Annotated in this window: 25 protein-coding genes; 13 read left to right on the top strand and 12 right to left on the bottom strand. The window is 60.7% G+C overall.

Annotated elements, in window-relative coordinates; translation table 11 throughout:
• The first annotated feature begins 117 nt into the window (after positions 1–117).
• The 3 genes from PMI35_RS31525 (at position 118) to PMI35_RS31535 (ending at position 3,074) form a co-directional block, all read left to right on the top strand.
• Positions 118–1,062: an ornithine cyclodeaminase family protein gene (locus PMI35_RS31525; RefSeq protein WP_008054468.1), complete on the top strand. Its 945-nt coding sequence runs from the start codon at positions 118–120 to the stop codon at positions 1,060–1,062.
• A gap of 151 nt (positions 1,063–1,213) precedes the next feature.
• Entirely contained in the window at positions 1,214–2,341 is a 1,128-nt protein-coding gene (locus tag PMI35_RS31530) for an NAD(P)/FAD-dependent oxidoreductase (RefSeq protein WP_008054467.1), read from the top strand.
• 91 nt (positions 2,342–2,432) lie between these two features.
• Entirely contained in the window at positions 2,433–3,074 is a 642-nt protein-coding gene (locus PMI35_RS31535) for a helix-turn-helix transcriptional regulator (RefSeq protein ID WP_008054465.1), read from the top strand.
• A gap of 132 nt (positions 3,075–3,206) precedes the next feature.
• On the opposite strand, the gene hmpA is transcribed toward PMI35_RS31535, so the two are convergent.
• On the bottom strand, positions 3,207–4,388 hold the full coding sequence (hmpA, locus tag PMI35_RS31540; protein ID WP_008054464.1) for an NO-inducible flavohemoprotein: 1,182 nt from the start codon (positions 4,386–4,388) through the stop codon (positions 3,207–3,209).
• A 156-nt stretch (positions 4,389–4,544) separates the two neighbouring features.
• On the opposite strand from hmpA, the gene norR reads away from it, so the two are divergent.
• On the top strand, positions 4,545–6,095 hold the full coding sequence (gene norR / locus PMI35_RS31545) for a nitric oxide reductase transcriptional regulator NorR (RefSeq protein ID WP_008054463.1): 1,551 nt from the start codon (positions 4,545–4,547) through the stop codon (positions 6,093–6,095).
• A 26-nt stretch (positions 6,096–6,121) separates the two neighbouring features.
• Here norR and PMI35_RS31550 read toward each other — a convergent pair whose 3' ends face one another.
• Positions 6,122–6,379, bottom strand: coding sequence for a hypothetical protein (locus PMI35_RS31550; protein WP_008054462.1), 258 nt, complete (start codon positions 6,377–6,379; stop codon positions 6,122–6,124).
• A 199-nt stretch (positions 6,380–6,578) separates the two neighbouring features.
• Between PMI35_RS31550 and PMI35_RS31555 the strand changes: the two genes are divergently transcribed.
• Positions 6,579–7,553 carry a 2-hydroxyacid dehydrogenase gene (locus tag PMI35_RS31555; RefSeq protein WP_008054461.1) on the top strand — a complete coding sequence of 325 codons (975 nt, stop codon included), beginning with the start codon at positions 6,579–6,581 and terminating at the stop codon, positions 7,551–7,553.
• A 177-nt stretch (positions 7,554–7,730) separates the two neighbouring features.
• Positions 7,731–8,240 (top strand): DUF2165 family protein, encoded by a 510-nt coding sequence (locus PMI35_RS31560; protein WP_008054459.1) that lies wholly within the window; start codon positions 7,731–7,733, stop codon positions 8,238–8,240.
• A 12-nt stretch (positions 8,241–8,252) separates the two neighbouring features.
• Here the strand turns inward: PMI35_RS31560 and PMI35_RS31565 are convergent, their stop codons facing one another.
• Complete coding sequence (locus PMI35_RS31565; protein ID WP_008054458.1) at positions 8,253–9,155, bottom strand: DMT family transporter; 903 nt, start codon at positions 9,153–9,155, stop codon at positions 8,253–8,255.
• A gap of 138 nt (positions 9,156–9,293) precedes the next feature.
• Between PMI35_RS31565 and PMI35_RS31570 the strand changes: the two genes are divergently transcribed.
• Positions 9,294–10,169, top strand: a complete 876-nt coding sequence (locus PMI35_RS31570) for a helix-turn-helix domain-containing protein (RefSeq protein WP_008054457.1) — start codon at positions 9,294–9,296, stop codon at positions 10,167–10,169.
• Between the two features lie 147 nt (positions 10,170–10,316).
• The gene (locus PMI35_RS31575; protein ID WP_008054456.1) at positions 10,317–10,763 is read left to right on the top strand and encodes a hypothetical protein; all 447 of its coding nucleotides are present in this window, start codon (positions 10,317–10,319) and stop codon (positions 10,761–10,763) included.
• 98 nt (positions 10,764–10,861) lie between these two features.
• Here PMI35_RS31575 and PMI35_RS31580 read toward each other — a convergent pair whose 3' ends face one another.
• The 6 genes from PMI35_RS31580 to PMI35_RS31605 form a co-directional block, all read right to left on the bottom strand.
• Positions 10,862–13,288 carry a TonB-dependent siderophore receptor gene (locus PMI35_RS31580; RefSeq protein ID WP_008054455.1) on the bottom strand — a complete coding sequence of 809 codons (2,427 nt, stop codon included), beginning with the start codon at positions 13,286–13,288 and terminating at the stop codon, positions 10,862–10,864.
• A gap of 198 nt (positions 13,289–13,486) precedes the next feature.
• Positions 13,487–14,476: a FecR family protein gene (locus PMI35_RS31585; RefSeq protein ID WP_008054453.1), complete on the bottom strand. Its 990-nt coding sequence runs from the start codon at positions 14,474–14,476 to the stop codon at positions 13,487–13,489.
• Positions 14,473–15,039 (bottom strand): RNA polymerase sigma factor, encoded by a 567-nt coding sequence (locus PMI35_RS31590; protein WP_008054452.1) that lies wholly within the window; start codon positions 15,037–15,039, stop codon positions 14,473–14,475. Before PMI35_RS31590 ends, PMI35_RS31585 begins: the two co-directional genes overlap by 4 nt.
• Positions 15,040–15,043: 4 nt before the next feature.
• Positions 15,044–15,370: a DUF3325 domain-containing protein gene (locus PMI35_RS31595; RefSeq protein WP_008054451.1), complete on the bottom strand. Its 327-nt coding sequence runs from the start codon at positions 15,368–15,370 to the stop codon at positions 15,044–15,046.
• Entirely contained in the window at positions 15,371–16,951 is a 1,581-nt protein-coding gene (locus PMI35_RS31600; RefSeq protein ID WP_008054450.1) for a PepSY-associated TM helix domain-containing protein, read from the bottom strand.
• The gene (locus PMI35_RS31605; RefSeq protein WP_008054449.1) at positions 16,948–17,253 is read right to left on the bottom strand and encodes a DUF3649 domain-containing protein; all 306 of its coding nucleotides are present in this window, start codon (positions 17,251–17,253) and stop codon (positions 16,948–16,950) included. Before PMI35_RS31605 ends, PMI35_RS31600 begins: the two co-directional genes overlap by 4 nt.
• A 199-nt stretch (positions 17,254–17,452) precedes the next feature.
• Between PMI35_RS31605 and PMI35_RS31610 the strand changes: the two genes are divergently transcribed.
• From PMI35_RS31610 to fecA, 3 genes are all read left to right on the top strand, one after another.
• On the top strand, positions 17,453–17,941 hold the full coding sequence (locus PMI35_RS31610; protein WP_008054448.1) for a sigma-70 family RNA polymerase sigma factor: 489 nt from the start codon (positions 17,453–17,455) through the stop codon (positions 17,939–17,941).
• The gene (locus PMI35_RS31615) at positions 17,938–18,876 is read left to right on the top strand and encodes a FecR domain-containing protein (RefSeq protein WP_008054447.1); all 939 of its coding nucleotides are present in this window, start codon (positions 17,938–17,940) and stop codon (positions 18,874–18,876) included. Before PMI35_RS31610 ends, PMI35_RS31615 begins: the two co-directional genes overlap by 4 nt.
• 135 nt (positions 18,877–19,011) lie before the next feature.
• On the top strand, positions 19,012–21,345 hold the full coding sequence (gene fecA / locus PMI35_RS31620) for a TonB-dependent Fe(3+) dicitrate receptor FecA (RefSeq protein ID WP_008054446.1): 2,334 nt from the start codon (positions 19,012–19,014) through the stop codon (positions 21,343–21,345).
• Between the two features lie 198 nt (positions 21,346–21,543).
• On the opposite strand, the gene PMI35_RS31625 is transcribed toward fecA, so the two are convergent.
• Complete coding sequence (locus tag PMI35_RS31625; RefSeq protein ID WP_008054445.1) at positions 21,544–21,954, bottom strand: HPF/RaiA family ribosome-associated protein; 411 nt, start codon at positions 21,952–21,954, stop codon at positions 21,544–21,546.
• A 214-nt stretch (positions 21,955–22,168) separates the two neighbouring features.
• The gene (locus PMI35_RS31630) at positions 22,169–23,116 is read right to left on the bottom strand and encodes a LysR substrate-binding domain-containing protein (protein ID WP_008054444.1); all 948 of its coding nucleotides are present in this window, start codon (positions 23,114–23,116) and stop codon (positions 22,169–22,171) included.
• 135 nt (positions 23,117–23,251) lie between these two features.
• Here PMI35_RS31630 and PMI35_RS31635 point away from each other — a divergent pair, with 135 nt between their 5' ends.
• Together PMI35_RS31635 and PMI35_RS31640 are read left to right on the top strand one after the other, a co-directional pair.
• Positions 23,252–24,628: an L-serine ammonia-lyase gene (locus PMI35_RS31635; protein WP_008054443.1), complete on the top strand. Its 1,377-nt coding sequence runs from the start codon at positions 23,252–23,254 to the stop codon at positions 24,626–24,628.
• A 314-nt stretch (positions 24,629–24,942) separates the two neighbouring features.
• Positions 24,943–25,260 (top strand): DUF3509 domain-containing protein, encoded by a 318-nt coding sequence (locus PMI35_RS31640; protein ID WP_008054442.1) that lies wholly within the window; start codon positions 24,943–24,945, stop codon positions 25,258–25,260.
• On the opposite strand, the gene PMI35_RS31645 is transcribed toward PMI35_RS31640, so the two are convergent.
• Positions 25,257–25,757 (bottom strand): phosphate-starvation-inducible protein PsiE, encoded by a 501-nt coding sequence (locus PMI35_RS31645; protein WP_008054441.1) that lies wholly within the window; start codon positions 25,755–25,757, stop codon positions 25,257–25,259. The genes PMI35_RS31640 and PMI35_RS31645 overlap by 4 nt on opposite strands.
• Positions 25,758–26,043: the final 286 nt, after the last annotated feature.

Below are 26,043 nucleotides of genomic sequence, written 5' to 3'. Positions count from 1 at the left end.
TGAGGGAACAAGCGCAGCCGGAAACGGACTGCGCTTTTTTTTCGCCCGGAGATTGCCAGAGATAACTAAAAGTCCATAATGGACAAATTAGTTTACGCCAAGCTCCCGGAGCCGACCATGTCCAGCACCCCTTACGTGATCAATCAAACCCAGGCCCGCGAGTTGCTGGCGCAGGTCGACGTGCCGCAGATCCTGCGCAAACTGTTCCGCGACCTGGCCGCCGGGCAAGCCGTGCAGCCGGCACAGCAACTGGTGGAATTTCCCCAGGGTGCTGGCGACTTCATCAACTACCTGGGCGTGCTGGCCGAAGACGGCGTGTACGGGGTCAAGACCTCGCCCTACATCGTGCGCGAACAGGGGCCATTGGTGACGGCGTGGACGCTGCTGATGTCGATGCAAACCGGCCAGCCGCTGTTGCTGTGCGATGCCGGCGAACTGACCACCGCCCGGACCGCGGCGACGACGGCAGTAGCGGTCGACGCCCTCGCGCCGCTCAAGGCAAGCCGCCTGGCAATCATCGGCAGCGGCAAAGTGGCCCAGGCGCACCTGCATTACGTAAAGGGCCTGCGCGACTGGCAGAGCATCAGCCTGTACTCGCCAAGCCTGAGCGAAGACCCTGAAACGGTAAGCCTGCTGAAAAGTATCGAGCCGCGCCTGAACATTGCGCAAAGTCGCGAGGCCGCCATTAGCGACGCGGACGTCATCATGCTCTGCACCTCGTCCGCAGGTCCGGTGATCGATCCGTCGAGCCTGGGCAAACCAGCGCTGATCACCTCCATCAGCACCAACGCACCGCGCGCCCACGAGGTGCCGCCGCAAAGCCTCAATGACATGCAGGTATTCTGCGACTACCGTGTGACCACCCCCGGTTCGGCCGGCGAGATGCTGATTGCCGCTGAACAGCATGGCTGGGACAAGAATGCGATTGTCGGCGACCTGGCCGACCTGCTCAGCGAGAAGGTGCTGCGCCCCAACTACGAACGCCATGTGTTCTTCCGCTCCATCGGGCTGGGCCTGGAAGACATTGCGCTGGCCAATGCCATCTACCGCCTGCAGCACTAACACCTCAAATCCCTGTAGGAGCAAAGCTTGCTCGCGATGGCGTACTTACATTCAACATTGATGTGAGCTGATACACCGCTATCGCGAGCAAGCTTTGCTCCTACAGAGGATCTCAACAATTTCGGCATTTGCGCTTGATCAGGAGACCTTCATGAGCCAGGCAGACTTCATCATCATCGGCGGCGGGATTGCCGGCGCTTCCACCGGTTTCTGGCTGTCGCAGCACAGTCGCGTGATCGTGCTCGAACGCGAGTCCCATCCGGCCTATCACTCCACCGGTCGTTCCGCCGCGCTTTACACCGCCGCCTATGGCACGCCGCAAGTTCGGGCGCTGACCCAAGCTAGCCGGGATTTCTTCGACAACCCGCCCAGCGGTTTCTGCGAACACCCGCTACTGACCCCGCGTGGCGAGATGACAGTGGACTTCACCGGCGATCCGGCCGAACTGAAAAACCAGTACCTGAGCGCCAAGGCCACGGTGCCTGAAATGCAATTGCTCAGCGCCGAAGAGGCCTGCGTGCGCCTGCCGATCCTGCGCCGGGAAAAAGTCCACGGTGCGATCTACGATCCGACCGCCAGCGACATCGACACCGATGCCCTGCACCAGGGCTACCTGCGTGGTATCCGGCGCAATCAAGGTGAAGTTCATACCGACGCCGAAGTCCTGAGCCTGACCCGTGATGCCGCAGGCCTGTGGCAGGTACAAACCCAGGGGCAGACCTTCAGCGCACCGGTGATCATCAACGCCGCCGGCGCCTGGGCCGACAAGATCGGCGAAATGGCCGGTGCCCGGCCACTGGGCCTGCAACCCAAGCGTCGCGCCGCGTTCATCTTCGCCGGCCCCGAGGGTGTGGACATCCATCATTGGCCGATGCTGGTCAGCCTCGACGAATCCTTCTATATGAAACCCGACGCCGGGATGTTCCTCGGCTCGCCGGCCAACGCCGACCCGGTCGAACCCCACGACGTGCAACCCGAAGAACTGGACATTGCCATGGGCATCTACCAGATCGAGGAAGCCACCACGTTGACCATCCGCCGCCCGACCCGAACCTGGGCCGGCCTGCGCAGTTTTGTCAGCGATGGCGACTTGCTGTCCGGTTTCGATTCGCAGGTGCCGGGGTTGTTCTGGGTGGCGGCACAAGGCGGCTACGGTATCCAAACCTCGCCAGCCATGGGCCAGGCCAGCGCCGCGCTGGTTCGTGGCGAACCGCTGCCCGAGCCCCTCAGCCGTTTCGGCCTGAATGCCGGGATGCTGTCCCCTGCCCGCCTGGGCTGATTGTTACCCTCAGGTGACGCGCCGACTCGATTGCGGCACACTTTCAGCGTCCTGTTTTACGGGGCGCTGAAGCTGCCCGGAGCCCCACTGAATGAACGCACCTGAACAAGACCCGGTCCTGAACGAGACGTCCCTGGATAACTTCCGGGCCATCGCCGATGCCATTGCCACGCTGTTTTTCCCCCACGCCGAGGTGGTGCTGCACGATTTGCGCACGCAAAAGGTCGACTACATCGCCAACAACCTGTCAAAACGGGAAATCGGTGACGATTCGGCATTGGAGGACATGCTCAGTGACGATGTCAGCGAACGCAACATCGGGCCCTACGAAAAGCTCAATTGGGATGGTCAGAAGATTCGCAGCCTCAGTACCGTGCTGCGCGACCGCGAGGGACACCCGCTGGCGGTGCTGTGCATCAACCTGAATATTTCGCTGTTCGAGAATGCCAAGGCCGCGCTGGACTTGTTCCTCTCACCGACCAAGCTGATTCCGCAGCCCGACTCACTGTTTCGCGATGACTGGCAGGAGCGGATCAACACCTTCCTCCACGCCTGGCTGCGCGAACGCCAGCTGAGCCTGAACCTGCTGACCCGCGACCACAAACGCGAACTGGTGCTGGCCCTGCACGCCGAAGGCGCCTTCAAGGGCAAGAGTGCATCCAATTATGTGGCCAATGTACTGAACATGGGCCGGGCGACGGTGTACAAGCACTTGAAGGAACTCAAAGGCTGATACACACCGTACATTTGATTGGGAACTCTATGCAAACCTGTAGGAGCACGGCTTGCCGGCGAAGGCGTTCATGAGATCGCCTTCGCCGGCAAGCCTGGCTCCTACAGGTGTGTGTGGATGTGCGCTTAGCGTTTATTCAAGCGCCGCAGCCGGCCCGAAGAACTCGTAACGGCTCTGCTTCTCAGGTACGCCCAGCGCCTTGAGGTGACGCTTGACCGCCGCCATGAAGCCTTTTGGCCCCAGGAAGTAAGCATCCACGTCACGCTCTTCGGGCAACCAGGCGGCCAGTTGTTCCTGGCTCAGCAGCCCGACCTTGTGCGCCGCCGGGCTGACGCCGTCATCTTCGGCGTAGCAGTAGAAACGCTTGAGTTGCGGATGACGCTCGGCCAGCCCGTCGATCCAGTCGCGGAAGGCGTGGACGCTGCCGTTGCGCGCGCAGTGGATAAAGTGCACCGGCCGCTCGGTTTCCAGCGCCGCTTCCAGCATGGCCAGGGTCGGAGTGATGCCGACGCCGCCGCTGATCAGCACCAACGGTTTGTCGCTGGCGCTCAGGGTGAACTCGCCCGATGGCGGGAACAGCTGGATGCTCGCCCCTACATGCAGTTGATCGTGCAAGTGATTGGAGGCGCGCCCGCCGTCTTCACGCTTGACGCTGATGCGGTACTGGCCCTTGTTCGCCAAGGCCGACAGCGAATAGTTACGACGAATCTCTTCGCCATCGAGGATCAGTTTCATGCCGATGTACTGGCCAGGCTCGGCAGCCAGGATCGGCCCCTTGTCAGCCGGCTCGAAGTAGAAGGAGATGATTTCCGCGCTTTCCTCGACCTTGGCCGCCACGATGAATTCCCGCGCCCCGCGCCAGCCGCCCGGTGCCTGCTCCTTCTGGTCGTAGATGCTGGTTTCGGCACCGATCAGGATGTCCGCCAGCTGGCCGTAAGCCGCCCCCCATGCCGCAATCACTTCAGGGGTGGCGATTTCTTCGCCCAGCACCTCGGCAATGGCACGCAGCAGGCAGCTACCGACGATCGGATAGTGTTCCGGCAGGATTTGCAGGGCCACGTGCTTGTTGATGATCTTGGCCACCAGGTCGCCCAACTGATCGAGCTGGTCGATGTGGCGGGCGTACATCAATACACCGTTCGCCAGGGCGCGCGGCTGGTCACCGGAAGCCTGGTGGGCCTGATTGAACAGCGGACGCACTTCTGGATACTCGGAAAGCATCATGCGATAGAAGTGAGTGATCAGCGCTTCGCCACCGCTTTCCAGCAATGGCACAGTGGACTTGACGATGGCACGGTCTTGAACGCTCAGCATAAGGTGACTCCTGGGCAACGGGGTTTTCGTAACAGTTGCCTTAGGCTTATCAGTTTCCATGCCAACTATTAAATCGTTATAAATCATACAGTTAACAACATGGTAGTCATTACGACACACAGCAGGTTATAGTCTTATCGACTACACGGAGTCACTATGACTGCAAAATCCCTGCTCACCGCGCTGTTGCCACTGGTCGCGGACCTGTCCCGAGAACTCCCCGAGGGCGAACGCTATCGACGCTTGCTGGAAGCCATGCGCGCCTTGCTCCCCTGTGATGCCGCCGCCCTGCTGCGCCTCGATGGCGAATGGCTGGTGCCGCTGGCTGTCGACGGCTTGAGCACCGACACCCTCGGCCGGCGCTTCAAGGTCAGCGAACACCCGCGCTTCCAGGCCCTGCTCAGCAGTAGCGGCCCTACGCGGTTTGCCGCTGACAGCGAGATGCCCGACCCGTATGACGGCCTGGTCGATGGCCTGGATGATCATCTGGAAGTCCACGACTGCATGGGTTGCCCGTTGTTCATCGACGAACGGCCGTGGGGCCTGCTGACACTCGACGCCCTCAACCCGGAACAGTTCGAACCGATCGAACTCGACGCCCTGGAGGCCTTCGCCAGCCTCGCGGCGGCGACAGTCAACGCGGCCGAACGCATCGAGCGCTTGAACAACAGGGTCGAAGACGAACACCAGCGCGCCGAGGTGTACCGCCAGGCCAGCGGCCAGCAAAACCGCGAGATGATTGGTCAAAGCAAAGCGCACAAACGCCTGGTGGAAGAAATCAATCTGGTGGGCGGCAGCGATCTGACGGTGCTGATCACCGGCGAAACCGGGGTGGGCAAGGAGCTGGTGGCCCAGGCCATCCATGCCGCCTCGCCTCGCGCCGATAAACCCATCATCAGCCTCAACTGCGCCGCCTTGCCGGACACGCTGGTGGAGAGCGAGCTGTTCGGGCATGTCCGCGGGGCCTTCACTGGCGCGATGAATGACCGGCGCGGCAAGTTCGAACTGGCCAATGGCGGTACGCTGTTTCTTGACGAGGTGGGCGAACTGTCACTGACGGTGCAGGCCAAATTGCTGCGCGTGCTGCAAAGCGGCCAGCTGCAGCGATTGGGCTCGGACAAGGAGCATCAGGTCGATGTGCGACTGATCGCAGCCACCAATCGCGACCTGGCCGAGGAAGTGCGCAGTGGCCGCTACCGCGCCGACTTCTATCACCGGCTCAGTGTTTACCCCTTGCTGGTGCCGGCGCTACGTGACCGTGGGCGAGATGTGTTGCTGCTCAGCGGTTACTTCCTCGAACAGAACCGCTCGCGCATGGGCCTCAACAGCCTGCGCCTGAGCACCGATGCCCAGGCTGCGTTGCTGGCCTACGGTTGGCCCGGCAACGTGCGCGAACTGGAACACCTGATCGGCCGCAGTGCGTTGAAGGCGTTGGGTAACTGCAAGGAGCGGCCGAAGATTCTTAGCTTGAGTGCCGCCGACCTCGATCTGCCGCATGGCAGCGTCGAAGTCAGCGCCGAGCAACCCACCACTGCGGCCGTGGAAACGGTGACGGGCGATTTGCGCGAAGCCACCGAGCGTTATCAGCGCCAATTGATCGGCGCCTGCCTGGAACGCCACCACCACAACTGGGCGAGCGCTGCCCGCGAGCTGGGCCTGGACCGGGCTAATCTCGGGCGGATGGCCAAGCGCCTGGGGATGAAATAGGCACCGGGCGCTGATCGCTGTGACCCCTAACGCTTGCCCATCGAACGGCGTGTCCCCGGAGGCGCCATCCCCGGGGTCTTGGTGTGGCCATTCTTGGCGCCGTTCTTGTACCACGGCTGGCTGGCGTCCTTGGTGGCCTGCAGCTCACCCGGCTTGAACGGGAACTTGAACGCCGGGATCGCGGTTTTGGTCTCGCTGTCAGCGCTGGAGTCGACGCTGTCTGGCAGCTCTGCCTGCTCGTCGCCCAAGGCGTCGGCTACCGGCGGTTGTTTCGGGGAAGTCATGAAAAGCTCCGGGTGATGCACACTGTGTCGGGCCCGGTCAGCGAGCCGCGAAAGACGCCAGTATAACGGAACGGCAGCCATAAGCTTCAAGCTGCACGCTTCAAGTTAAAAGCGCTGCGGATAGCTTTTGACTTGCGGCTTGTTGCTTGAAGCTTGTAGCTTTCCCCACATTCTCCGCCGCCCGACGAGCCCTGTACCCATGAAAAAGACTGTCCTCGCCTTCAGCCGCGTCACGCCAGAAATGGTAGAACGCCTGCAACAAGACTTCGACGTCATCGTGCCGAACCCGAAAAAGGGTGACATCAGCGCCCAGTTCAACGAAGCCCTGCCCCACGCCCACGGATTGATCGGGGTCGGCCGCAAGCTCGGTCGCGCACAACTGGAAAACGCCACCAGCCTGGAAGTCGTGTCCAGCGTCTCGGTGGGCTATGACAACTATGACGTGGCCTATTTCAACGAACGCGGGATCATGCTCACCAACACCCCGGATGTGCTCACCGAAAGCACCGCGGACCTGGCCTTCGCCTTGTTGATGAGCAGTGCTCGCCGCGTCGCCGAGCTCGACGCCTGGACCAAGGCAGGTCAATGGCAAGCCACCGTCGGCGCCCCGCTGTTCGGCTGCGATGTTCACGGCAAGACCCTGGGCATCGTCGGCATGGGCAACATCGGCGCGGCCATCGCACGCCGTGGGCGCCTGGGCTTCAACATGCCGATCATCTACAGCGGCAACAGCCGCAAGACTGCACTGGAACAGGAACTCGGCGCGCAGATGCGCAGCCTGGACGAGCTGCTGGCTGAAGCCGATTTCGTCTGCCTGGTGGTCCCGCTCAGCGAGAAAACCAGGCACCTCATCAGCCATCGCGAATTGGCCCTGATGAAGCCGAGCGCGATCCTGGTGAACATTGCCCGTGGCCCGGTGGTGGACGAGCCGGCACTGATCGAAGCGCTGCAAAACAACCGCATCCGCGGTGCCGGGCTGGATGTGTATGAAAAAGAACCGCTGGCCGAGTCGCCGCTGTTTCAATTGAAAAACGCCGTGACCTTGCCGCATATCGGTTCGGCCACCCATGAAACCCGCGACGCCATGGCCAACCGTGCCCTGGCGAACCTGCGCAGTGCCTTGCTGGGTGAGCGCCCACAAGACTTGGTCAACCCGCAGGTGTGGAAAGGCTGATTGAATAATGGCACGTCTGGCTGGACGTGCCATTTCCCCTGACATCAAACGACTTGCTATTTAAATAACGCAAACGACATAACTCGCAACGCAGTCTCCGACTGAACCTTCCTGAACAGCTATAAACTTCGAGCCATTAAAAAAAGCACCAGACGTGCACTCGGAGAACATACCCACATGAACAAACTCACTACCGCCTCCGTAACAAGGCGGAGCAAAATAATTATTGTTTTGACAGCGGCATTATTTGGGCTGATGACCATCGCTAACAATATCTCCGATTATGCGACATATGCCGACTACATCGGGCGCATCATCAGCATGAGCGACACCGAGGGCAACGACTCCCGGCGCTACAGGGCGATCAACTCCAACATGTTTCATCATCGCTTTTACTGGGCGATCATTTCGCTCGAGATCATCTACACTTTTAGTTGCCTGATAGGGACCTATCAGCTCTGCCGAAAGGTCGCTGCGCCACGCAACGAGTTTCACGAAGCAAAAAAATTCGCCATCGCTGGTCTTGCGATTGGTATTTTTGTTTATCAGGCTTTATACGTCATCATACTCAATGAATGGTTTGACCTGGATTACTCTGCTCATCGCAATACCTATACGTGGGCAGAAAACAACATTCAATACATGTTCCTGGGCCTGATCTATCTCACCGCAGTGAAAGACCGCTGAACAGCCTGCCGCTCAGGCCAGCTTCCCCGCCACGGGCCTGGCGCTCGTCCCGGGCTTGCGAAACACCAACACGTTGCCCAGCATGACCATCACCAGGCCTACGAGCGCCGGGGGCGTCCATTGGTAGCCTTCGGCAAATGCCGAGACATTCAGCGCCACCACCGGAAACAGCACAGTGCAATAGGCCGCACGCTCGGGGCCCATGCGCCCGACCAGGGTCAGGTAGGCCGTGAAACCGATGACCGAACCGGGAATTACCAGGTACAGCAGCGAGCCGATGTAGCGAGTGTTCCATTCCATGTCGAACGGAATTCCCTTGAACAGGCACCACACCGACAACATCGCCGCGCCGTAGGCCATGCCCCAGGCATTGGTCGTCAGTGGCTTGAGCCCGGCCTTTTGTTGCAGGCTCGACAGCATGTTCCCCGCCGAGAAGCACAAGGTGCCGCACAGGGCCAGGCCAAGGCCGAGCAAGGTTTGCGGGCTGGCGGTGTGACCCGCCAGTTCGGGCCAGAACAACAGGCCAAGGCCGAGCAAGCCCAGCGCGCCGCCCATCAGCACATTGCGGGCGATTTTCTGAGCGAAGAACACCCGTGCGTTCAGCGCATTCCACAGCGTGGCCGTGGAAAACACCACGGCCACCAGGCCGCTGGGGATCCACTGACTGGCGGTCAGGAAACACATGAAGTTGACGCAGAACAGGCACAACCCCTGCGCCAGGCAAATCAGATGCCCACGGCGGTTCATCACTTGCAGGCGGCGGCTGAGCAGCAAGATCACGAATAGCACCAGTGCCGCCAAACCAAAGCGATAAACAATGGACACGGGAATCGCCACCACGCCCAGTTGCCATTTCAGGGCAATCCAGGTGGTTCCCCAGATCAGCACGGTCAGCAGGTACAACGAAAGGTTCATGGCAAAGGCTCCTCGATAGGCGCCCAGTGTCCTGCGCCGCGTTGCGCGGCACTTGCATAATCTTGCGCTTTTGTCAGGCGACGGGCTGGCAGGCAGGTGTCTACGGAGTAGGATGCAAGGCGTTGGAGAGAAACGATCATGCCCGCACTGGAATCCCTGCAAGTCTTTCAAGCCCTCAACCGCTCGCCCAATGCTCGCCTCGAGCACAGCGCCGAGCTCGGTGACGGATTGGCAGCAGCCTTGTGGAACAACCACCACGATGCCCAGGACTACGAAGCGCCGAGCCACCACACGCTGTCCTGCTACATCTCTGGCGGTACCGGGACTTTCCGGCGTGACCAGCCGGGCACCAAGGGCGGTCCGGACAAGCTGTGCATCCTGCCGGCCGACCATCAGTCAGGCTGGGTGATCAATGGCGACATTCGCCTGGCCCACCTGTATTTCAGCCCTGAACAATTTGCCCTTGGCTGCGTCACCCTGCTCGACCGCGAACCACGGCAACTGCAGTTGCGTGAGCAAACTTTTCTGGATGACCCACAACAGGCGTTGCGCTTTCGGCACTTGATCAGCCTCAACTGGGACGAACCCGGAGAACGCTTGCTTACCAGCAGCCTGGCCCATGAAATGCTCGCACACGCCCTGCTCAGCCAGGTCAGCATGCGTCCCGGCTTGCGCCTCAAGGGTGGCCTGGCTGCGCATCAGCGGCGGCATCTGGTGGAATTCATCGACAATCAGTTGGCCGAGGCCATCAGCCTGGGGCAGTTGGCTGCGCTGTGTGCATTATCCGAATACCACTTTGCGCGGATGTTCCGTGAGAGTTTCGGTTTGCCGCCGCATCAATATGTGCTGGCGCGACGCTTGAGCCGGGCGCGGGATTTGCTGCGCACCACCTTGCAGCCGTTGGGGGAGATTGCATTGGCGTGCGGGTTTGCCAGTGCCAGTCACTTTACCAACCGGTTCAGGCATGCACTGGGTGGGACGCCGGGGGAGTATCGGCAGGCGTTTTTACGATAAAAAGAGAAACTTCGATTACTTTCAATACAAAAATCAACCTTGTTTATTTCGAAATACAATCAAACATAACAAGACCCTAGTATTTCTGACAGTACCCACTCGCCACCCGGACAAGTAATACTCCCCCCTCACCAAGGAGTTTATATTATGTCCACAACAACCGGTAACACTGAAGCATTCAACCTGAACAGCGAAACCGATGGAGCTAAAACCGAAGGCTCCGCAACGATCAACCTTGCAAGCTACGATAAAGGCTTTTCTTTTGCGAACGTCTCCACCAGGCAGGATACATCCCTGTTTGAAATTTTCGCCGCCAACAATGATAAGTCCTACGGCTTGACACTTAAACTTCACAAGAATTTTGATGAGACCGAGGACTCTCTCCGCGTTGTATACCAAATGCATTTTTGGGCAAGACAAGCCGATGACAGTCACTATGTTTATGCTCTCGTTCACGACAAAGCTGGCCGGATCCACATCAAGCTGCATGATGACCGAAGCATTAAAGAAATTGACTTTAAACTTAACCTGAAACTCGGAGTCGACGGACCGCTGGATTGGGCAACGGGGCAAATCAAACTCAATAGTCAATAACGCTCCCCCCCCTCATCTCACCGTCCTTGCCAGCAGCACGACAAGGACGGTGTGATTCCAGGCACAAAAAACCGCTAACCCCCACTGCACAGCCATCGTCAAAACTCCAGGGTGCTCGACAACGTCACCTGCCGCGAATCCCCCATCGACACAAAGAACCGGCTCGCCGCCGAGGTGTAGTACGTGCGGTCAAACAGGTTCTTCACGTTGAGTTGAAACTTGAGCCGCTGCCCGTCGAGTTGAGTGTCGTAGGTGGCAAACGCATCGGCCACGGTGTAGCTCGACAGGTCGAAATCATTCACGGCATTGCCCGCTCGTTCCCCGACATAACGCGCCCCAGCACCAACCCGCAACTGATCGCCACCGATGACGCTGCCGAAGTCGTACACCGCCGACAGCGAGCCGCTGTTCTTCGCCACGTTCTGCAGTTGTTTGCCTTTATAGACCGGGTCTTCGGTGACTTCGGCATCGGTGTAGGCATAACTGCCGATCATGCTCCAACGGTCCGTGAGCTGGCCGCTCAAGTCCACTTCCAGGCCACGGGAACGCACTTCGCCTGCCGCACTGTAGAGGGTCACCGGGCCTTCGGCGTTAGCCACCAGGACGTTGCGTTTCTTGATGTCGAACAGCGCAATGTTGCCCGTTACGCGGCCCGGCATTTCCAGCCTGGCCCCCACTTCCCACGACTTGGCTTCTTCCGGCGCAATGCTGCCATCGAGCACCGTGCTGCTGCCGCTCAATGGTGCGATGGTCGAGTTGGGTTTGAACGACTCGGTGTAGCTGCCATAGAACGACAGTTCGTTGGTGTAGCGATAGACCAGACCGGCGCGCGGCACCCACTTCTGCCCGTTGCCGTCGGTGTTTGCCTTGAATGGCACGCCCTTGCCGGCGTACTGGTCATACTCCTGGAAACGTCCGCCCGCCACCAGGATCCATTGGTCGGTGAGGTGGATCGAGTCCTGCAAAAACACCGAATCGCTGCGCAGGATATCGGTCTGCGCACTGTCGGCCGGGCTGACCGTGGTGCCCGGGACTTCGCGGCCGTACACCGGGTCGAGGTAGCTGAAGGTGGTCAGGCTTTTCTGGCGGATCAGGTCGGCGCGGTAGATCTTGCGGTACTCGTCATCGATCCCGAGCACCAGGTCATGTTGCATGCCGGCGACATCGACCTTGCCTTCGAGGCTGGCGGTGGTGAAACGGTCGGTGCTGATCGCATTCTGCGTGCCGTCCATGCTGCGTGTCAGCGTGCCTTTGCTGGTGTCGATGGCGGTCACACGCACTTGGCTGGCGTCATAGGTCTCGCGATTCCAGCTGTAGCCGAAATGGGCTTTCCAGTTGTCGTTGAGGTCGTGATCGGCCTGGAAGTGATACAGGTCGGAGCGCCCTTCCATGTTGTTGAACGGTTCGTCGAGCCGGCGATCACGGGGGATGTCCAGCGGATGATTGTCACGCGGATCGATCACCGTGCCACGGTCGAACGGGGTCAGGAACTCCCGGTGTTCATAGGCGAACGTCAGCTGGGTGCTTTCACCGAACCAGGTCAGCGACGGCGCTACCAGCGTCTCGCGGTGCACACCGTAGTTGCGCCAGTACTCTTCGTCTTCGTGGTCCAGCACCATGCGGTAGGCGAACCCGGAATCGCCCAGGGCGCCCGTGCTGTCGAAAGTGCCGCCGCTGCCGTTCTTGCCCTCGCCATAAGTCGAGCCACGCAGGGTCAGGGCGTTGTAGGGATCAAGCTCCGGCTGCTTGCTGACCATGTTGACCACGCCGCCGGGATCCTGGATGCCATAGAGCAACGAAGCCGGGCCCTTGAGCACTTCGACCCGGTCCACGGTAGCGTTCATGCCCCGCCCCTGCACCACCGGCATGCCGTCGCGCATGATCGAGCCGTTGCGGTTATCGCCGAAACCGCGGGTCATCACCGAGTCCTGAGTGCTGCCCAGCGTGTTGCCCTGGGTGATGCCGCTGACGTTCGCCAGCGCGTCATCCAGGTTGCGCGGGGCCTGGTCGCGAATGACCTGGGCCGGGACCACGTTGACCGTCTGGGGAATTTCCTGAAGCGGTGTCGAGGAGCGCATCACCGAACTGGTGGGCGGCGGCTGGTAGCTGGTGTACTGGTCCATTACCGAGGTGATGGTGGTGGCGCCCAGATTCAACGCGCCCTCGGTCGGTAGCGGTTCCAGGACCATGGTGTGGCCATCGATGCGCCGCGAGGTCAGGCCGGAACCGCTGAGCAAACGCTGCAGGGCCTGCTCGGCTCTCAACTGACCGTTGAGCGCCGGGGCAGTGAGGCCGTAAGGCGCTTCATCGGTGTAGACCACGCTGATGCCGGTGACGTGACTGAAGTCGCTCAAGGCCTGGGGCAGTGGTTTGGCGGCCATCGAAAAGCTGAACAGCGTACTTTGCGCGGTGCCGGCCTGCGCGGCCATCGCCCCGTTCAACGGCAGCAGCGTCAACGCCGCGAAGCTCAACGCCGACACACCCAACCATTGTTTGATCGAACCCGATATTGCCCTGGACTTCATGACTCATGACCTGTGTAGAACCGCAACGGATGCGAATGAATCGCAGTTTCAGTCACTACACGGATGGCGTTTGGTTTTACCTCAGCAGAAAGTTGAAAACTTTTAGAAAGATCAAAAGATCGCAGCCTGCGGCAGCTCCTACATCGGATCGCGTGAACCTGTAAGAGCTGCCGAAGGCTGCGATCTTTTGACTTTATGTCAGCGCAAAATAATCAGATGCCCCAGTACCTGATGCTGCTCAAACCCCAACACCCCCTGCAATGAACTCAACACCGCCTGCGGGTCCTTGCTCGGAAAACTGCCGCTGACCTTGCGCTTGGCCAGCTCATCATTGAGCACCACGATCCTTCCCGGGTAATACCGCCGCAGATCCTCAACCACATCCGCCAGCGTCGCCTTGTAGTAAGTGAGCCACCCTTGGCGCCACGCCAACTGCGCTTCACTGTCCACCGCGTGAAGTTTTTCCGCCGAGCCTTCGCCGTAAGCCACTTGCTGGCCGGCCGTCAGGATCTGCTGCTGCGCGTGCTTGTCGGCCGTCACGCCAACCCGGCCAGACAACACCGTCACCTGCGCCCCACGGGGCTGCAGTCGCACTTCGAACTGGGTGCCGAGCACCCGCGCCTGGCCCTTCTCGGCGTCGACCACAAACGGCTCGCCGGTATGGGTCACACTGAAAAATCCGGCGCCGCGGCGCACCTGCACATGCCGCTCACCCCCCCTGAAATCCACGGCAATCGCACTGTCGGCATCCAGGGTGACCTGCGATTGATCGGCCAGGGTGACGGTGCGGATTTCCCCTGGCGCCGAGACATAATCGGCGCCCAGGTCGTCGATCCAACGCAACGGCTGCCAACCGCTGCCGAGGCTGATCGTCAGCAGCAGGCAAGCCGCCATGGCCAGCGCACCCGACCAACGCCGAACGCTGCTGGGCCGTGAGCGATTCATGGCGTTGAGGTAACCCTGCAAGGCCAGCGCGTCCTCATCGGCGAGCGTGCGCGCCGGCACTTCGCTCAATTCCCACAGCACTTGTGCACGGGCGTACGCCTCGGCATGGGCGGGGTCGGCCTGTAACCACTGGCTGAAAGTGGCCTGATCACCGCTGCTGGGCTGGTCATGCAACAGGCTTAACCAGGCCAGCGCTTGCTGTTCCTGAGCAGGCGTCGGCACGACGCGTTCGATGCTATTCACTGTGCTTTCCCTGGCGTGCGCGGGTCGGGTTCCCGAAGGCTGGCCTTGCAGGCCTCGAGCGCGCGCATCATATGTTTTTCCACGGCACTCTGGGACAGGCCCATGGCCTTGGCGATCTCGGCGTACTTGCGACCATGGATGCGGTTGAGCAAAAAGATCTGCCGCGTGCGCTCAGGTAATGCGCGCAACGCTGCTTCGACGTAGCGCAGATCGTTGCCTGCCTCCAGCGCCGCTTGCGGCTCGCTGCCCACTCTGTCTGCCGGTTCAGCCATCAAACCTTCGTTGGCCCGCACCCGCGTGCCTTCGCTGCGCAAGTGGTCGATGGCGATGTTGCCGGCGCAGCGCAACAGATAGGTGCTGAGTTCTTCAACTTGCACCAGAGGGCGTCGCCAGAACCGCACGAATAAGTCTTGCACCAGGTCCGCCGCCGTCGCCCGGCAACCGACGCGACGGCTCACCAGCGCTTCCATTTGCGAACGCTGGGAGAGAAACACCTTGAGAAAATGCGCACGGTCGCCGCGTGGTTCGGCGTGCTCGATTTCGGAAGATTCGGGAGACGTCATCGATTCAGTACTGCGCCATGGCGGCAATCGGGCTGGCCAACAGGCTCGCCCCGGCCAGCGCCAACGCCAGGCGCGGGCGATACGGCAGCAACAACACCAGCAGCAAGGCACTGAGCATCAGCACCGCGCACCACTCCACCAAACCCAGCCCCCCGCCTGTGACCGACACCGCGGCCCAGAGTGACAAGGTCAACAGTATCCCGCCCACAAGCTTCAACCCCAAGCGCAAGCAACGCGGCGGTTTTCGCCCCAGCAACTCGGCATGGTGCCGATCCATCGATAAACACAGAGCCATGAACCCGGGGTAGCAAAGCAGTGAGGCCAGCAACATTCAGTTCGTCTCCTGCACAAGGCGGGTCGATCGGACGCGTTGCTGACCACGGACTTCAGCCCGCCCTGCACGCTGCATTTTCCACGCTGCCCAACCGAGCAACAGACCGCTGGCCAGGCACGCCAGATCGAAACCGGCCATGGCCCAATCACCTCCTGCGAGCGTGACGACAAGGTGGTATGGCGTGGTCAAGGCATTGAGCAACGGCACCGCGCCGAACAGCGCCGCCGCCAGCGTAAGCTGCTCAATCCAGGCGGCGCGACCTCGGCGGACCATGGCATGCAGCATGCTCAAGCCCCACACCACAAAGAAGCTGTTGACCTCCCAATCCGCCCGACCGGCCATCTCGACCGGCAGCAATCGGTTGGCCCAGAAGAACACGGCGACGGCGACCAGCAACCCCGCCATGCTGGCAATGTTAAGGACCTCCACCAGACGCAATTCGAACGGCATCACACCGCTCTTGGCATGTTTGAGCTGGCGCTTGCCGAGCCAGATCACCAGCCCGGTGCCGATCATCGCCGTGCCCGCCAGCCCGCAGATAAAATACAGCCAGCGCAACACCGGGCCGGCAAAATGCCCCATGTGCAAGCCATAGAACCCGCCAGCAATCGCCATCGGCAGCGTTCGCGGCGGTGTCGAGTCGAGCAGTTGACCGCTCACGCCATTGAAGGTCACGGCGCTGCCATAGTCGTAGACCACCCGGTCCGCGCTTTCCCGGGCCAGAACCACCGAAGCATTCACATCGCCAGGATTGCTCACCGTCACGCGTGCGGCCCGACCACCTGCCCATTGCTCGCGCGCCTGCTCCAGCAATGGCGCCAACGCCACCAACGGTGCAGGTTGGCCAGCCGATGGCGGCGTATTCGCAGCCGGGAACACTTCGCCATAAAAAGCCTGGGCATCACCCTTGTACGCCGCCAGCATGCTCGCCGGCATCACCATCGCCATGAAGATCACCAGGCTGCTGTAGGTAATCATCAGGTGGAAGGGCAACACCAGCACGCCCACCGCGTTATGCCCGTCGAGCCAGGAACGCTGGCCCTTGCGCGGGCGGAAGGTGAAGAAGTCCTTGAAGATTTTCTTGTGGGTGATGATGCCGCTGATCAGCGCGACAAACATCACCATGGCCGCGAGGGTCGACAACCAGCGGCCCCACGGATAAGGCATTTGCAGTTGAAAGTGGAAGCGATAGAAGAACTCGCCACCCCGGGTGTCGCGGCCCTGCACTTCATTGCCGGTTTGCGGGTCGAGAAGTTTTTCCGTGAGCTGGCCGCGCGTACCGGGCTTGGCTGGCGTCTGCTGCCAGCGCACCGACAGGCGGGGATCACGGGCACCCGGTAAATCGATGATCCAGCGCGCAGCGCCCGGAGCGTGTTGTTGAAGATAAGTCTGGGCCAACGCCAGACTGGCTTCGGTGGACACTGATCGGGCAGGGATTTCCGGCTGCATCCAGTGGTTTGTCTCGCCCTTGAAATAAGCAAGCGTGCCCGTTAGAAAAATCGCAAACAACAGCCAGCCGAAGATCAAGCCGGCCCAGGTGTGCAGCCAGGCCATCGCCTGGCGAAAGCCCTCTTTCATGACCGCTCCATCCAGTACGCCAAGCCCGCTGCCGCCGCCAGAAGCGCAGAAGGCACGATCATTCCGAACCATGCCCGCCACGCCGTGCGACAGGCAAAACACCAGATCACAGCCAGCAGATAGACCACGAATGAGCTCATCATCCCGGTCACTACCGCGTCGGTGCGGGCCATGGGTGCCCAAAGCGTCAGGCAAGCGCTGGCCAACGCCGTCACGAGGTACCCGCCGAACACGGCCGCCAGCACTCGCGAAGTGACCGCCAGTCGATAGGAAACGGGGAGCGTGGGGCTTTTGGCTTTCATGTCGCGACCTTGAAACCGTGGGAGGCCGCATGAACGTCACGGGGCCAGCAAGGCGCAATACTAATGATAAATATTCTCATACGCAAAGCTGTCGGATGAGAGCGACTGGTCAGACTGATTGCCGCAAGTTGTCTTAAACAATTACAATGCGAACAATTCTTGTTCTCTAACGCATCCAGATGCGTCCCGAGTGATCCCGTTGCTGCCAGCCCATCCAGTCGAAACCCTCTACAACGCCCACCACAGTTGGCTCAACGGTTGGTTACGGCGCAAGCTCGGCTGCCCTGACAGCGCCGCGGACCTGGCCCAGGACACATTCATGCGCGTGCTGACTGCGCGAGAAGCGCCACAGATCGTCGAGCCCCGTGCATTCCTGACCACCCTCGCCAAACGCGTGCTGTTCAACCATTACCGCCGTCAGGATCTGGAACGCGCCTACCTGGAAGCGCTGGCGCAAATGCCGGAACGGGTCGCGCCGTCCGAGGAAGAAAAAGCCATCATCCTGCAAACCCTGGTAGAGCTGGACCAGTTGCTCGACGGCCTGCCGCGCCTGGTCAAACGTGCGTTTCTCCTGGCCCAGGTCGATGGCCTGACTTATCCACAGATCGCCGCCGAACTGGGCATTTCCATCGCCACGGTCAAGCGGCACCTGAGCAAAGCGGCCATGCGCTGCTACTTCGCCCTATGAACACTCCAGCAGACTTTTCCAGCCAGGTTGCCGAGCAGGCCGTGCACTGGCTGATGGAAATGCAGCAAGGGCCGTTGAACCCGCGCCAGCAACAGACGTGGCAACAATGGCATGACGCGCACAGTGAGCATCAACGGGCGTGGGCGCATATCCAGCGGGTCAACCAGCGGCTGCGCGGTTTATCGTCTCCGCTGGCGCACGCCGCATTGAACGCGCCGACATCCGCCAGCCGGCGCCAGGCGCTGAAGCTGCTGCTGATTCTCGGCGCCGGCTCGGCGCTCACCTGGGGCATGCGTGAACACAACGTGTTGCCCCCCTTGCTGGCCGACTACCGCAGCCCTGTCGGCCAACGGCACACAGTGCCATTGGGCAATGGCGACCAGTTGCAACTCAACACTGCCAGCTCGGCGGACGTGCGCCTCGAAGGCCCACAGCGGCTGATCCGCTTGCTCGAAGGCGAGATGCTGCTCACCGCCCACCAGCCATTCCAGGTGCGGACCGCCCACGGCCTGTTGAATACCCAAGGGGCTCGCCTGAACGTGCGGCAGTTTGCCGACCACACCCAAGTGGCGGTGTTCGAAGGCCGCGTCGAATTGACCCCCGATGGCGGTTCACCGCTGATGCTGCCCAGCGCCCGACAACTGGGTTTTGGAGCAAAAGGCGTGGGAAAGGCCCTGCCCCTGGATGCCAACAGCGGTGCCTGGACCGACGGCATGCTGGTGGCGGCGCACATGCGACTCGGTGATTTTCTTGAGGAGCTCGGCCGCTATCGACGTGGACAACTTCATTGCGATGCGAAGGTCGCCGACCTGCTGATCTCCGGGACTTATCCGCTGGATGACAGCGAACGAATCCTGCAATTGCTGGAGATCAGCCTGCCGGTGAAGGTGAGGCGCTTTACGCGGTACTGGGTGTCCGTCGAAGCACGGGCCTAGCTGGCTTGATGGGACGCGGAGCGTCCCGGGCTGCATTCCCACGCAGAGCGTGGGAACGATCAATGAGCCGTTTTTCAGATCTGGCGTGACAGAGAAGGAAAGCCACCTTGATTCCCCTTCTCAGGATTGTCCTTCATGCAACCCACCCGCCTCACCCCGCTGGCCCGCACCCTGCGTCATCTGCTGCTCGGCGCCAGCCTGAGTTTCGCTGTCCTGCCGCAGGGGTACGCCGCCGACACCAGGGCTTACCACATCGCGCCGTCTTCCCTGGAAAACGCCCTCAACCAATTTGGCCGTGAAGCGGGCGTGCTCATCACCTTTGGCTCGCAAGTCACCAGCGGTGTGCAAAGTCGTGGCCTTGAAGGCAATTACAGCCCCGAGCAAGGACTCAACGCGCTGCTCGAAGGCACTGGCCTGCAAGCCCGCAGCGAGGGCGACAACGCCTTCAGCCTGCAACCGGTGGGCGGCGCAGCGCTGGAACTGGACAGTTCAACCGTCGTCGGCGACTGGCTCGGCGATGCTTCGCAAATCAATGTCTTCGAACACCCCGGTGCCCGGGATGTGATCCGCCGCGAAGCATTCGAACGCCAGGGCGCCACTCAAGCCCGGGACGTGCTCAACCGCATCCCCGGCGTCAACGCGCCAGACAACAACGGTACCGGCAGCCACGATATGGCGCTGAACTTCGGCATTCGCGGTCTCAACCCGCGCCTGGCCTCGCGCTCGACCGTGCTGATGGACGGCATCCCCGTGCCATTCGCGCCCTACGGTCAGCCGCAGTTGTCGTTTGCCCCGGTGAGCCTCGGCAACATGGACGCGGTCGATGTGGTGCGTGGCGGCGGTGCCGTGCGGTACGGTCCGCAGAACGTCGGCGGCGTGGTCAACTTCGTGACCCGGGCGATTCCCGATGAGCCGACGGTCAAAGGGGGTTTCCAGACCGAGACCAGCCCGTCCTCCAGCCACGACGGCTTCAAGACCACAGGTAACCTGCTGGCCGGTGGCACCGCAGACAATGGCCTGGGTGGCGCACTGCTGTATTCCGGCACGCGCGGTGGCGACTGGCGCGAACACAGCGACACCGAAATCGACGACCTTATTCTCAAGGGCAAATACCAGCTCGACGACGCCAACAGCTTCAACGCCATGGCGCAGTACTACGAAGGCAAGGCCGACATGCCCGGGGGCCTGAACGTCGCCGACTACGATGCCGATCCGTACCAGTCGACCCGCCCGAAAGACCAGTTCTGGGGTCGCCGCACGATGTTCAACTTCGGCTATCGCTACCAGCAGGATCGTCGCGAGTTCACCGCCAACACCTTCTTCACCAAGACCCTGCGCAGTGGCTATCTGGACCAGGGCACCTTCCTGTCGCTGTCGCCACGCGAGTACTGGGTGCGCGGCCTGGAAACCCGTTTTGCCCAAGGCTTTGACCTCGGCGCCACCAGCCACGAAGTCGGCATCGGCTACCGCTACATCAACGAGGCCGGCCACGAACTGCGCTACCGCACATCGATTGCCAGCAACGAATACCCGACCACCAGCAGCCGCAATGACCGCGACACGCGCGGTGGCACCGAAGCCAATGCATTCTTCCTCGATGACCGGATCGACATCGGCAAATGGACCATCACACCCGGCATCCGCTACGAAATGATCGACTCGCAGCAAACCAACAACCTGACCAATGAAAAGTACCAGGGCGACTACAACACGGCGTTGCCGGCATTGAACGTGCTCTATCACCTGACCGACACCTGGAACCTGTACGCCAATACCGAAGGTTCGTTCGGTAGCGTGCAGTACAGCCAGATGCCCAATCGCGTGACCAGCGGCGAAGTCAAACCGGAAAAGGCACGCACCTGGGAATTGGGCACCCGTTACGACAATGGCCCACTGCGCGCGGAAATCGGCGCGTTCCTGATCAACTTCGATAACCAGTATGAAAGTAACCAGACCAACGATTCGGTGATCGCCCGTGGCGAGACGCGCCACCAAGGCATCGAGACCAGTGTGAACTACGCCCTCGATGACTTGAGCCCGGCACTGGCGGGCTTCGATGTGTACGCCACCTACGCCTATGTTGACGCGACCATCCGCGAAGACGGTCCGAACAAGGGTAATCGTGTACCGTTCTCGTCAAAACACAAAGGCACCCTGGGCGTTGGTTACACCGAGGGGCCGTGGCAGCTGAACCTGGACAGCAGCTATCAGAGCGACCAGTTCGCCGACAACGCCAACACCTCCGCCGAAAGCGCCGATGGCAGTACCGGCAAAATCCCCGGCTACATGCTGTTCAGCAGCCGCGCCGCCTATGACTTCGGGCCGCAGTTATCGGACCTGACGGTGGCGGTGGGCGTGAAGAATATCCTCAACCATCAGTACTTCACCCGTTCGTTCGACGACAACAACAAGGGCAAGTACGTGGGGGAACCGCGGACGGTTTACTTGCAGACGTCGGTGGCGTTCTAAACCGAGCAAGGGATGATCGTTCCCACGCTCTGCGTGGGAATGCCGCCATGGACGCTCCGCGTCCGCTTTCAATGCAGGGACGCGGAGCGTCCCGGGATGCATTCCCACGCAAAGCGTGGGAACGACCGTTTACCCCCTCCCCAAAACAAAACGGGCCTGCATGGCAGGCCCGTTTTCATTGGGAAGGTCAATCAGGCATCAAGCGTTTTGCGCAGCCTGTTCGTTTTCAAGAAACTCTTCTTCCAGCAGCTTGTCGGCGTGAGGCCGGCGCTCGAAAGGCACCACGGCAGCGCGTGGTTTTCCGCGCAGTTTGCCGAACAGGTGTTCAAGGGCGTGTTCGAGTTTCTCGGCAGCTCCGTCGATCGCCAGTTCCAGGCTGGCGGCTTTATGGGTGACAGAAATCGGTTGGTGGCCTTTTGGCCGCGCTTCCAGCTGGCAGCGCAAATCATGGGGACCAGGCTTGTCGCCGTTCTCGTCCCGCAGGTGAACCTCGACGCGGGTCAGATCCTCTTCGTAGCGTTCGAGCGTGCTCTCAATGGTGGTTCGTACCCACTCCTCCAGTCGGATGCTGCTTTGAATATGGTTATCGCTATTGACTTGGATTTGCATAGTTCATCCCTTATTTCAGCTAGCTCGCGAGAGGCCGGTCAGCTAAGCCCTTGGGCGTCATCACCGTGACCTCTTGCTTACACAATCGGTCTGTACGATGAACAATTCAACCCCTAAAAAAAGATAAATATCTAATCGCAAAAAAAGCCGGACAACCGGCAAAAGCGCTGTTAAGGTCGGGAGTTGGGTAGCCTGGCTCTTACGTAATAATTGCTCACATTTGCCCCTCCCCCAGCGGGTGCAGACCGCGAAAGATCCCCGCTTCCTCCACCAGCCAGTCATGCACCGCACGCACGCCTGGATGGCTCAACGCCCCCGGCGCGTAGAGCACCATGTAGCGCTTGTGATTGGGCACCGCCAGGCCGAACGGTACGATCAATGCGCCCCGCTCCAGCTCGTCATTGAGCAGCGTACGTCGTGCGATCGCCACGCCCATCCCGGCGATGGCCGCCTCGATGGTCAAGTGATTGCGATTGAAGGTATGCCCGCGCCGCACGTCAGCACCTTCGAAGCCGATGGCATCGAGATAGAACTCCCATTCCGCGTATTCGTAACTGCCGCGCCAGGCAGTGATGTCATGCAGCAACGGAAAATGCAGCAGGTCCGCCGGGCCATGCAACGGCGGACGACCGCGCAACAGGCCTGGGGCACACACCGGGAAAATCTGCTCGTCGAGCAAGGCTGTGGATAACAAGCCTGGGTAGCTGCCGTCATTCAGATCGATGGCCAGGTCGAAATCGCCTTCGTGCAACGGCACGCTGCTGTCTTCGGCGACCAGGCGTAGCTGGATGTCCGGGAAGCGCTGCTGCAAGCGCGGCAGGCGCGGCGTCAGCCACTTGCTCAGAAACGACGGAATCGAGCGCACGCGCAGCGTGCCGCTGATCATGCCTGCGTCCAACCGGCGCAATTCCGCGTCGATGCTGCCGTAGGCCTCGTTGACCGTGATGGCCAGTCGCTGGCCCTCGGCGCTCAGCTCCACACCCCGGGCACGCCGGTGAAACAGGCGAAACCCCAGGCGCTCTTCCAGTTGCCGAATCTGCTGGCTAACCGCCCCCGGCGTGATGTGCAGTTCTTCGGCGCAACGGGTGAACGACAAGTGCCGTGCGGCACAGGAAAACACCTGCAGCCAGACGTAAGTCTGGGCGTGTAATTGACGGCTCATCGTTTAGTCCTGCTAAAGGCTGTCTTAGGAAGTTTCGTTGGTCACGTAGGACTGAGAGAGGCAGTATCGCTGAAATTGCGCTTGTCCTACAAAAATGGCAGCGATTCATCTTCCATTGCAGGAATAGGCTTTAGCATGGCTATCAGTGTTTTCGATCTCTTCAAAGTCGGCATCGGCCCGTCCAGCTCCCATACCGTCGGTCCCATGCGTGCTGCGGCGACTTTCGCCCAGGCGCTGGTGGACCAGGGTTCAGTGACTGACGTACGGCGAGTGGAAATCCGCTTGTACGGCTCCCTGTCGGCCACCGGTGTCGGTCACGCCACCGACCGTGCCTGCGTGATGGGGCTGATGGGCGAATGGCCGGACCGTATCGATCCCTCCACCATCGACAGCCGGATCCATGCCTTGCGTGAAACCGGCGAGTTGTTGCTGGCTGGCCAAGCGAGCATTGCCTTCAACTGGTCGCGCGATCTCCTGCTGCTTGACGAGAGTTTGCCCTACCACCCCAACGCCATGTCCCTGACAGCCTTCGGCGAAACCGGCGAACTGTTCGAACAGACCTACTACTCGGTCGGTGGAGGTTTCATCATCGAGGCGGCAGAAGCCGAGTCCGGTATTTCGCCGACCCGCGACGTGGAGTTGCCCTACGACTTTTCCAGCGCCGCCGAACTGCTCAAGCTCTGCAACCAGCACGGCCTGCGTGTTAGCGAGTTGATGATGGCCAACGAGCGGGCCTGGCGCAGTGACGAGGAAATACGCCAGGGCTTGCTGCATATCTGGTCGGTGATGCGCGAGTGCGTCGAGCAGGGGCTGGAGCACGAAGGCATCCTCCCTGGCGGTCTGAATGTGCCGCGACGTGCGGCGAAATTGCACCGCAGCCTGTTGGAAATCGGCAAGCCGAACGTCATCACTTCGACCCTTTCGGCCATGGAGTGGGTGAACCTGTACGCCCTCGCCGTGAACGAAGAAAACGCCGCCGGCGGTCGCATGGTGACGGCGCCGACCAACGGCGCAGCGGGGATCATTCCGGCGGTGCTGCACTACTACATGAAATTCAACCCCGACGCGTCGGACGACGACGTCGTGGCGTTCTTCCTGGGCGCGGCCGCCGTAGGCATCCTGTGCAAGAAAAACGCCTCGATCTCCGGCGCCGAAGTCGGCTGCCAGGGCGAGGTCGGCTCTGCCTGCGCCATGGCCGCCGCCGGCCTGGCAGAGGTGCTCGGCGCCACGCCGGAGCAATTGGAAAACGCCGCCGAGATCGGCCTTGAACACAACCTCGGCCTGACCTGCGACCCGGTCGGCGGGCTGGTGCAAGTGCCGTGTATCGAGCGCAATGCGATTGCTGCCGTCAAGGCGATCAACGCCACGCAAATGGCCCTGCGCGGCGACGGCAAACACTTCATCTCACTCGATCGGGTGATCCGCACCATGCGCGATACCGGTGCCGACATGCACGACAAGTACAAAGAGACATCACGGGGTGGCCTGGCAGTGAGCTGGGTGGAATGCTGACCGGTTTGGTGGCACGCGGGCGGTTCGTGCCCTGAATCGGGCAGCTCCCCTGTAGGAGCGAGCCTGTTCGCGAAAAACCTGAGAGCGCCGAGTGGCACCAGATATCCCGCGTCATCGTTGACCTGCATAGCGAGCAAGCTCGCTCGTACCGTCTGCATTTCTTGTCTGACAATTTTTCCGGCATGTCCCTTGCTACATCCCCCTTGGAACAATGATGGCGATATTGACGAGAACATGGCCAGTGGTCCGGCGTTGCGAACCAACCCGATCACGGCCGGTCAACAACTGCACGTTCAATCAAGCGGTGACGCATCATGGACAACCCTTTTCAGCTCATTACCGATGCTTTTGCAGCGGACTATCAGATCAACCTGAGCATTCAGGGTCTTGATGGCAGCATCATGCTGACCCTGTCCAACAATGGTCGAGTAGTCGCAAAGCGTATGATCAGCGCCGAACAACGCAACGACCCTCAACGCCTCAAACGCCTGGTGCAGAGCATTCAGTTCGGCATTGCCATCGAACAGGGCCACAGCGCGGTGGCCATCCTCGAAGCCATGATCGATGGCGGCACGCACAGCCTGCCGCCACCGCCTGTGAAAAACCGGCCGCGCCCGGCCGTCAGGCTTTAAAGCTCACCCTTCTCCACTTCCGGATGTTCACCCGAGCCCGCACCGGTCTTGCGGTGCGGATGCTCGATCTTCACCGAGGGAAATTGCGAGGAGGCGTAGCGCACCACCAGGATCGCAAACGCCAGCAGCAGGATCCCGCCGCACAGGTAAATAATTCCCAGGTCCGGTGGATTGTGATGGGACACGTTGGAAATCAGCAGCCGCGTGAGCGCCGTAATCGCCACATAGATCAGGAAACGCACCGGCATGTGATTGGTCTTGAAGTAAATCCCGACCATCGCACCCAATTCCAGGTAGATGAACAGCAGCAGGATGTCGTCGATCTTGATATGCCCCTGCTCGAGCATCCCGAGAAACTCCATCACCGCTGCCCACGCGGTCACCGCTCCAATGGCGAACAGCGCCAGGTAGTGGAAGGTTTCGACGAACAGGTTGCCCAGTGACTCGGCCAGTTCATGCACGTTCTGCCGCAGCTTTTCGGCCCAGTTGATTTTCACGATGATGCTTCCTTAGGTCGGCTCGACCGGATAATGCAGGTTGGACGTGACGGTTGTTCTGCATGCAGAAACAAGGCCACTACCATGATGGCGAGCCGCCCCGGATTCTGCTCCGTGGCGTTTGGTCGCAGCTACCTTTACCAAGCTACCTTTAGCAGAGGCCTGACAAATCCCGAAACCGGCCTACATTGAAAAGCCACTACCCAAACCTTGAGGATTCGCTTATCCTTTGCTGTATATAGATACAGTAGTCGAATCAGACAAACAAATTTGAAGGCATGTGAGG

Origin of the sequence: Pseudomonas sp. GM78 (assembly GCF_000282475.1) — a bacterium.
GTDB lineage: Bacteria > Pseudomonadota > Gammaproteobacteria > Pseudomonadales > Pseudomonadaceae > Aquipseudomonas.
Note: the sequence above shows the minus strand (reverse complement) of the source record. Positions and strands in the feature narration are given on the sequence as shown.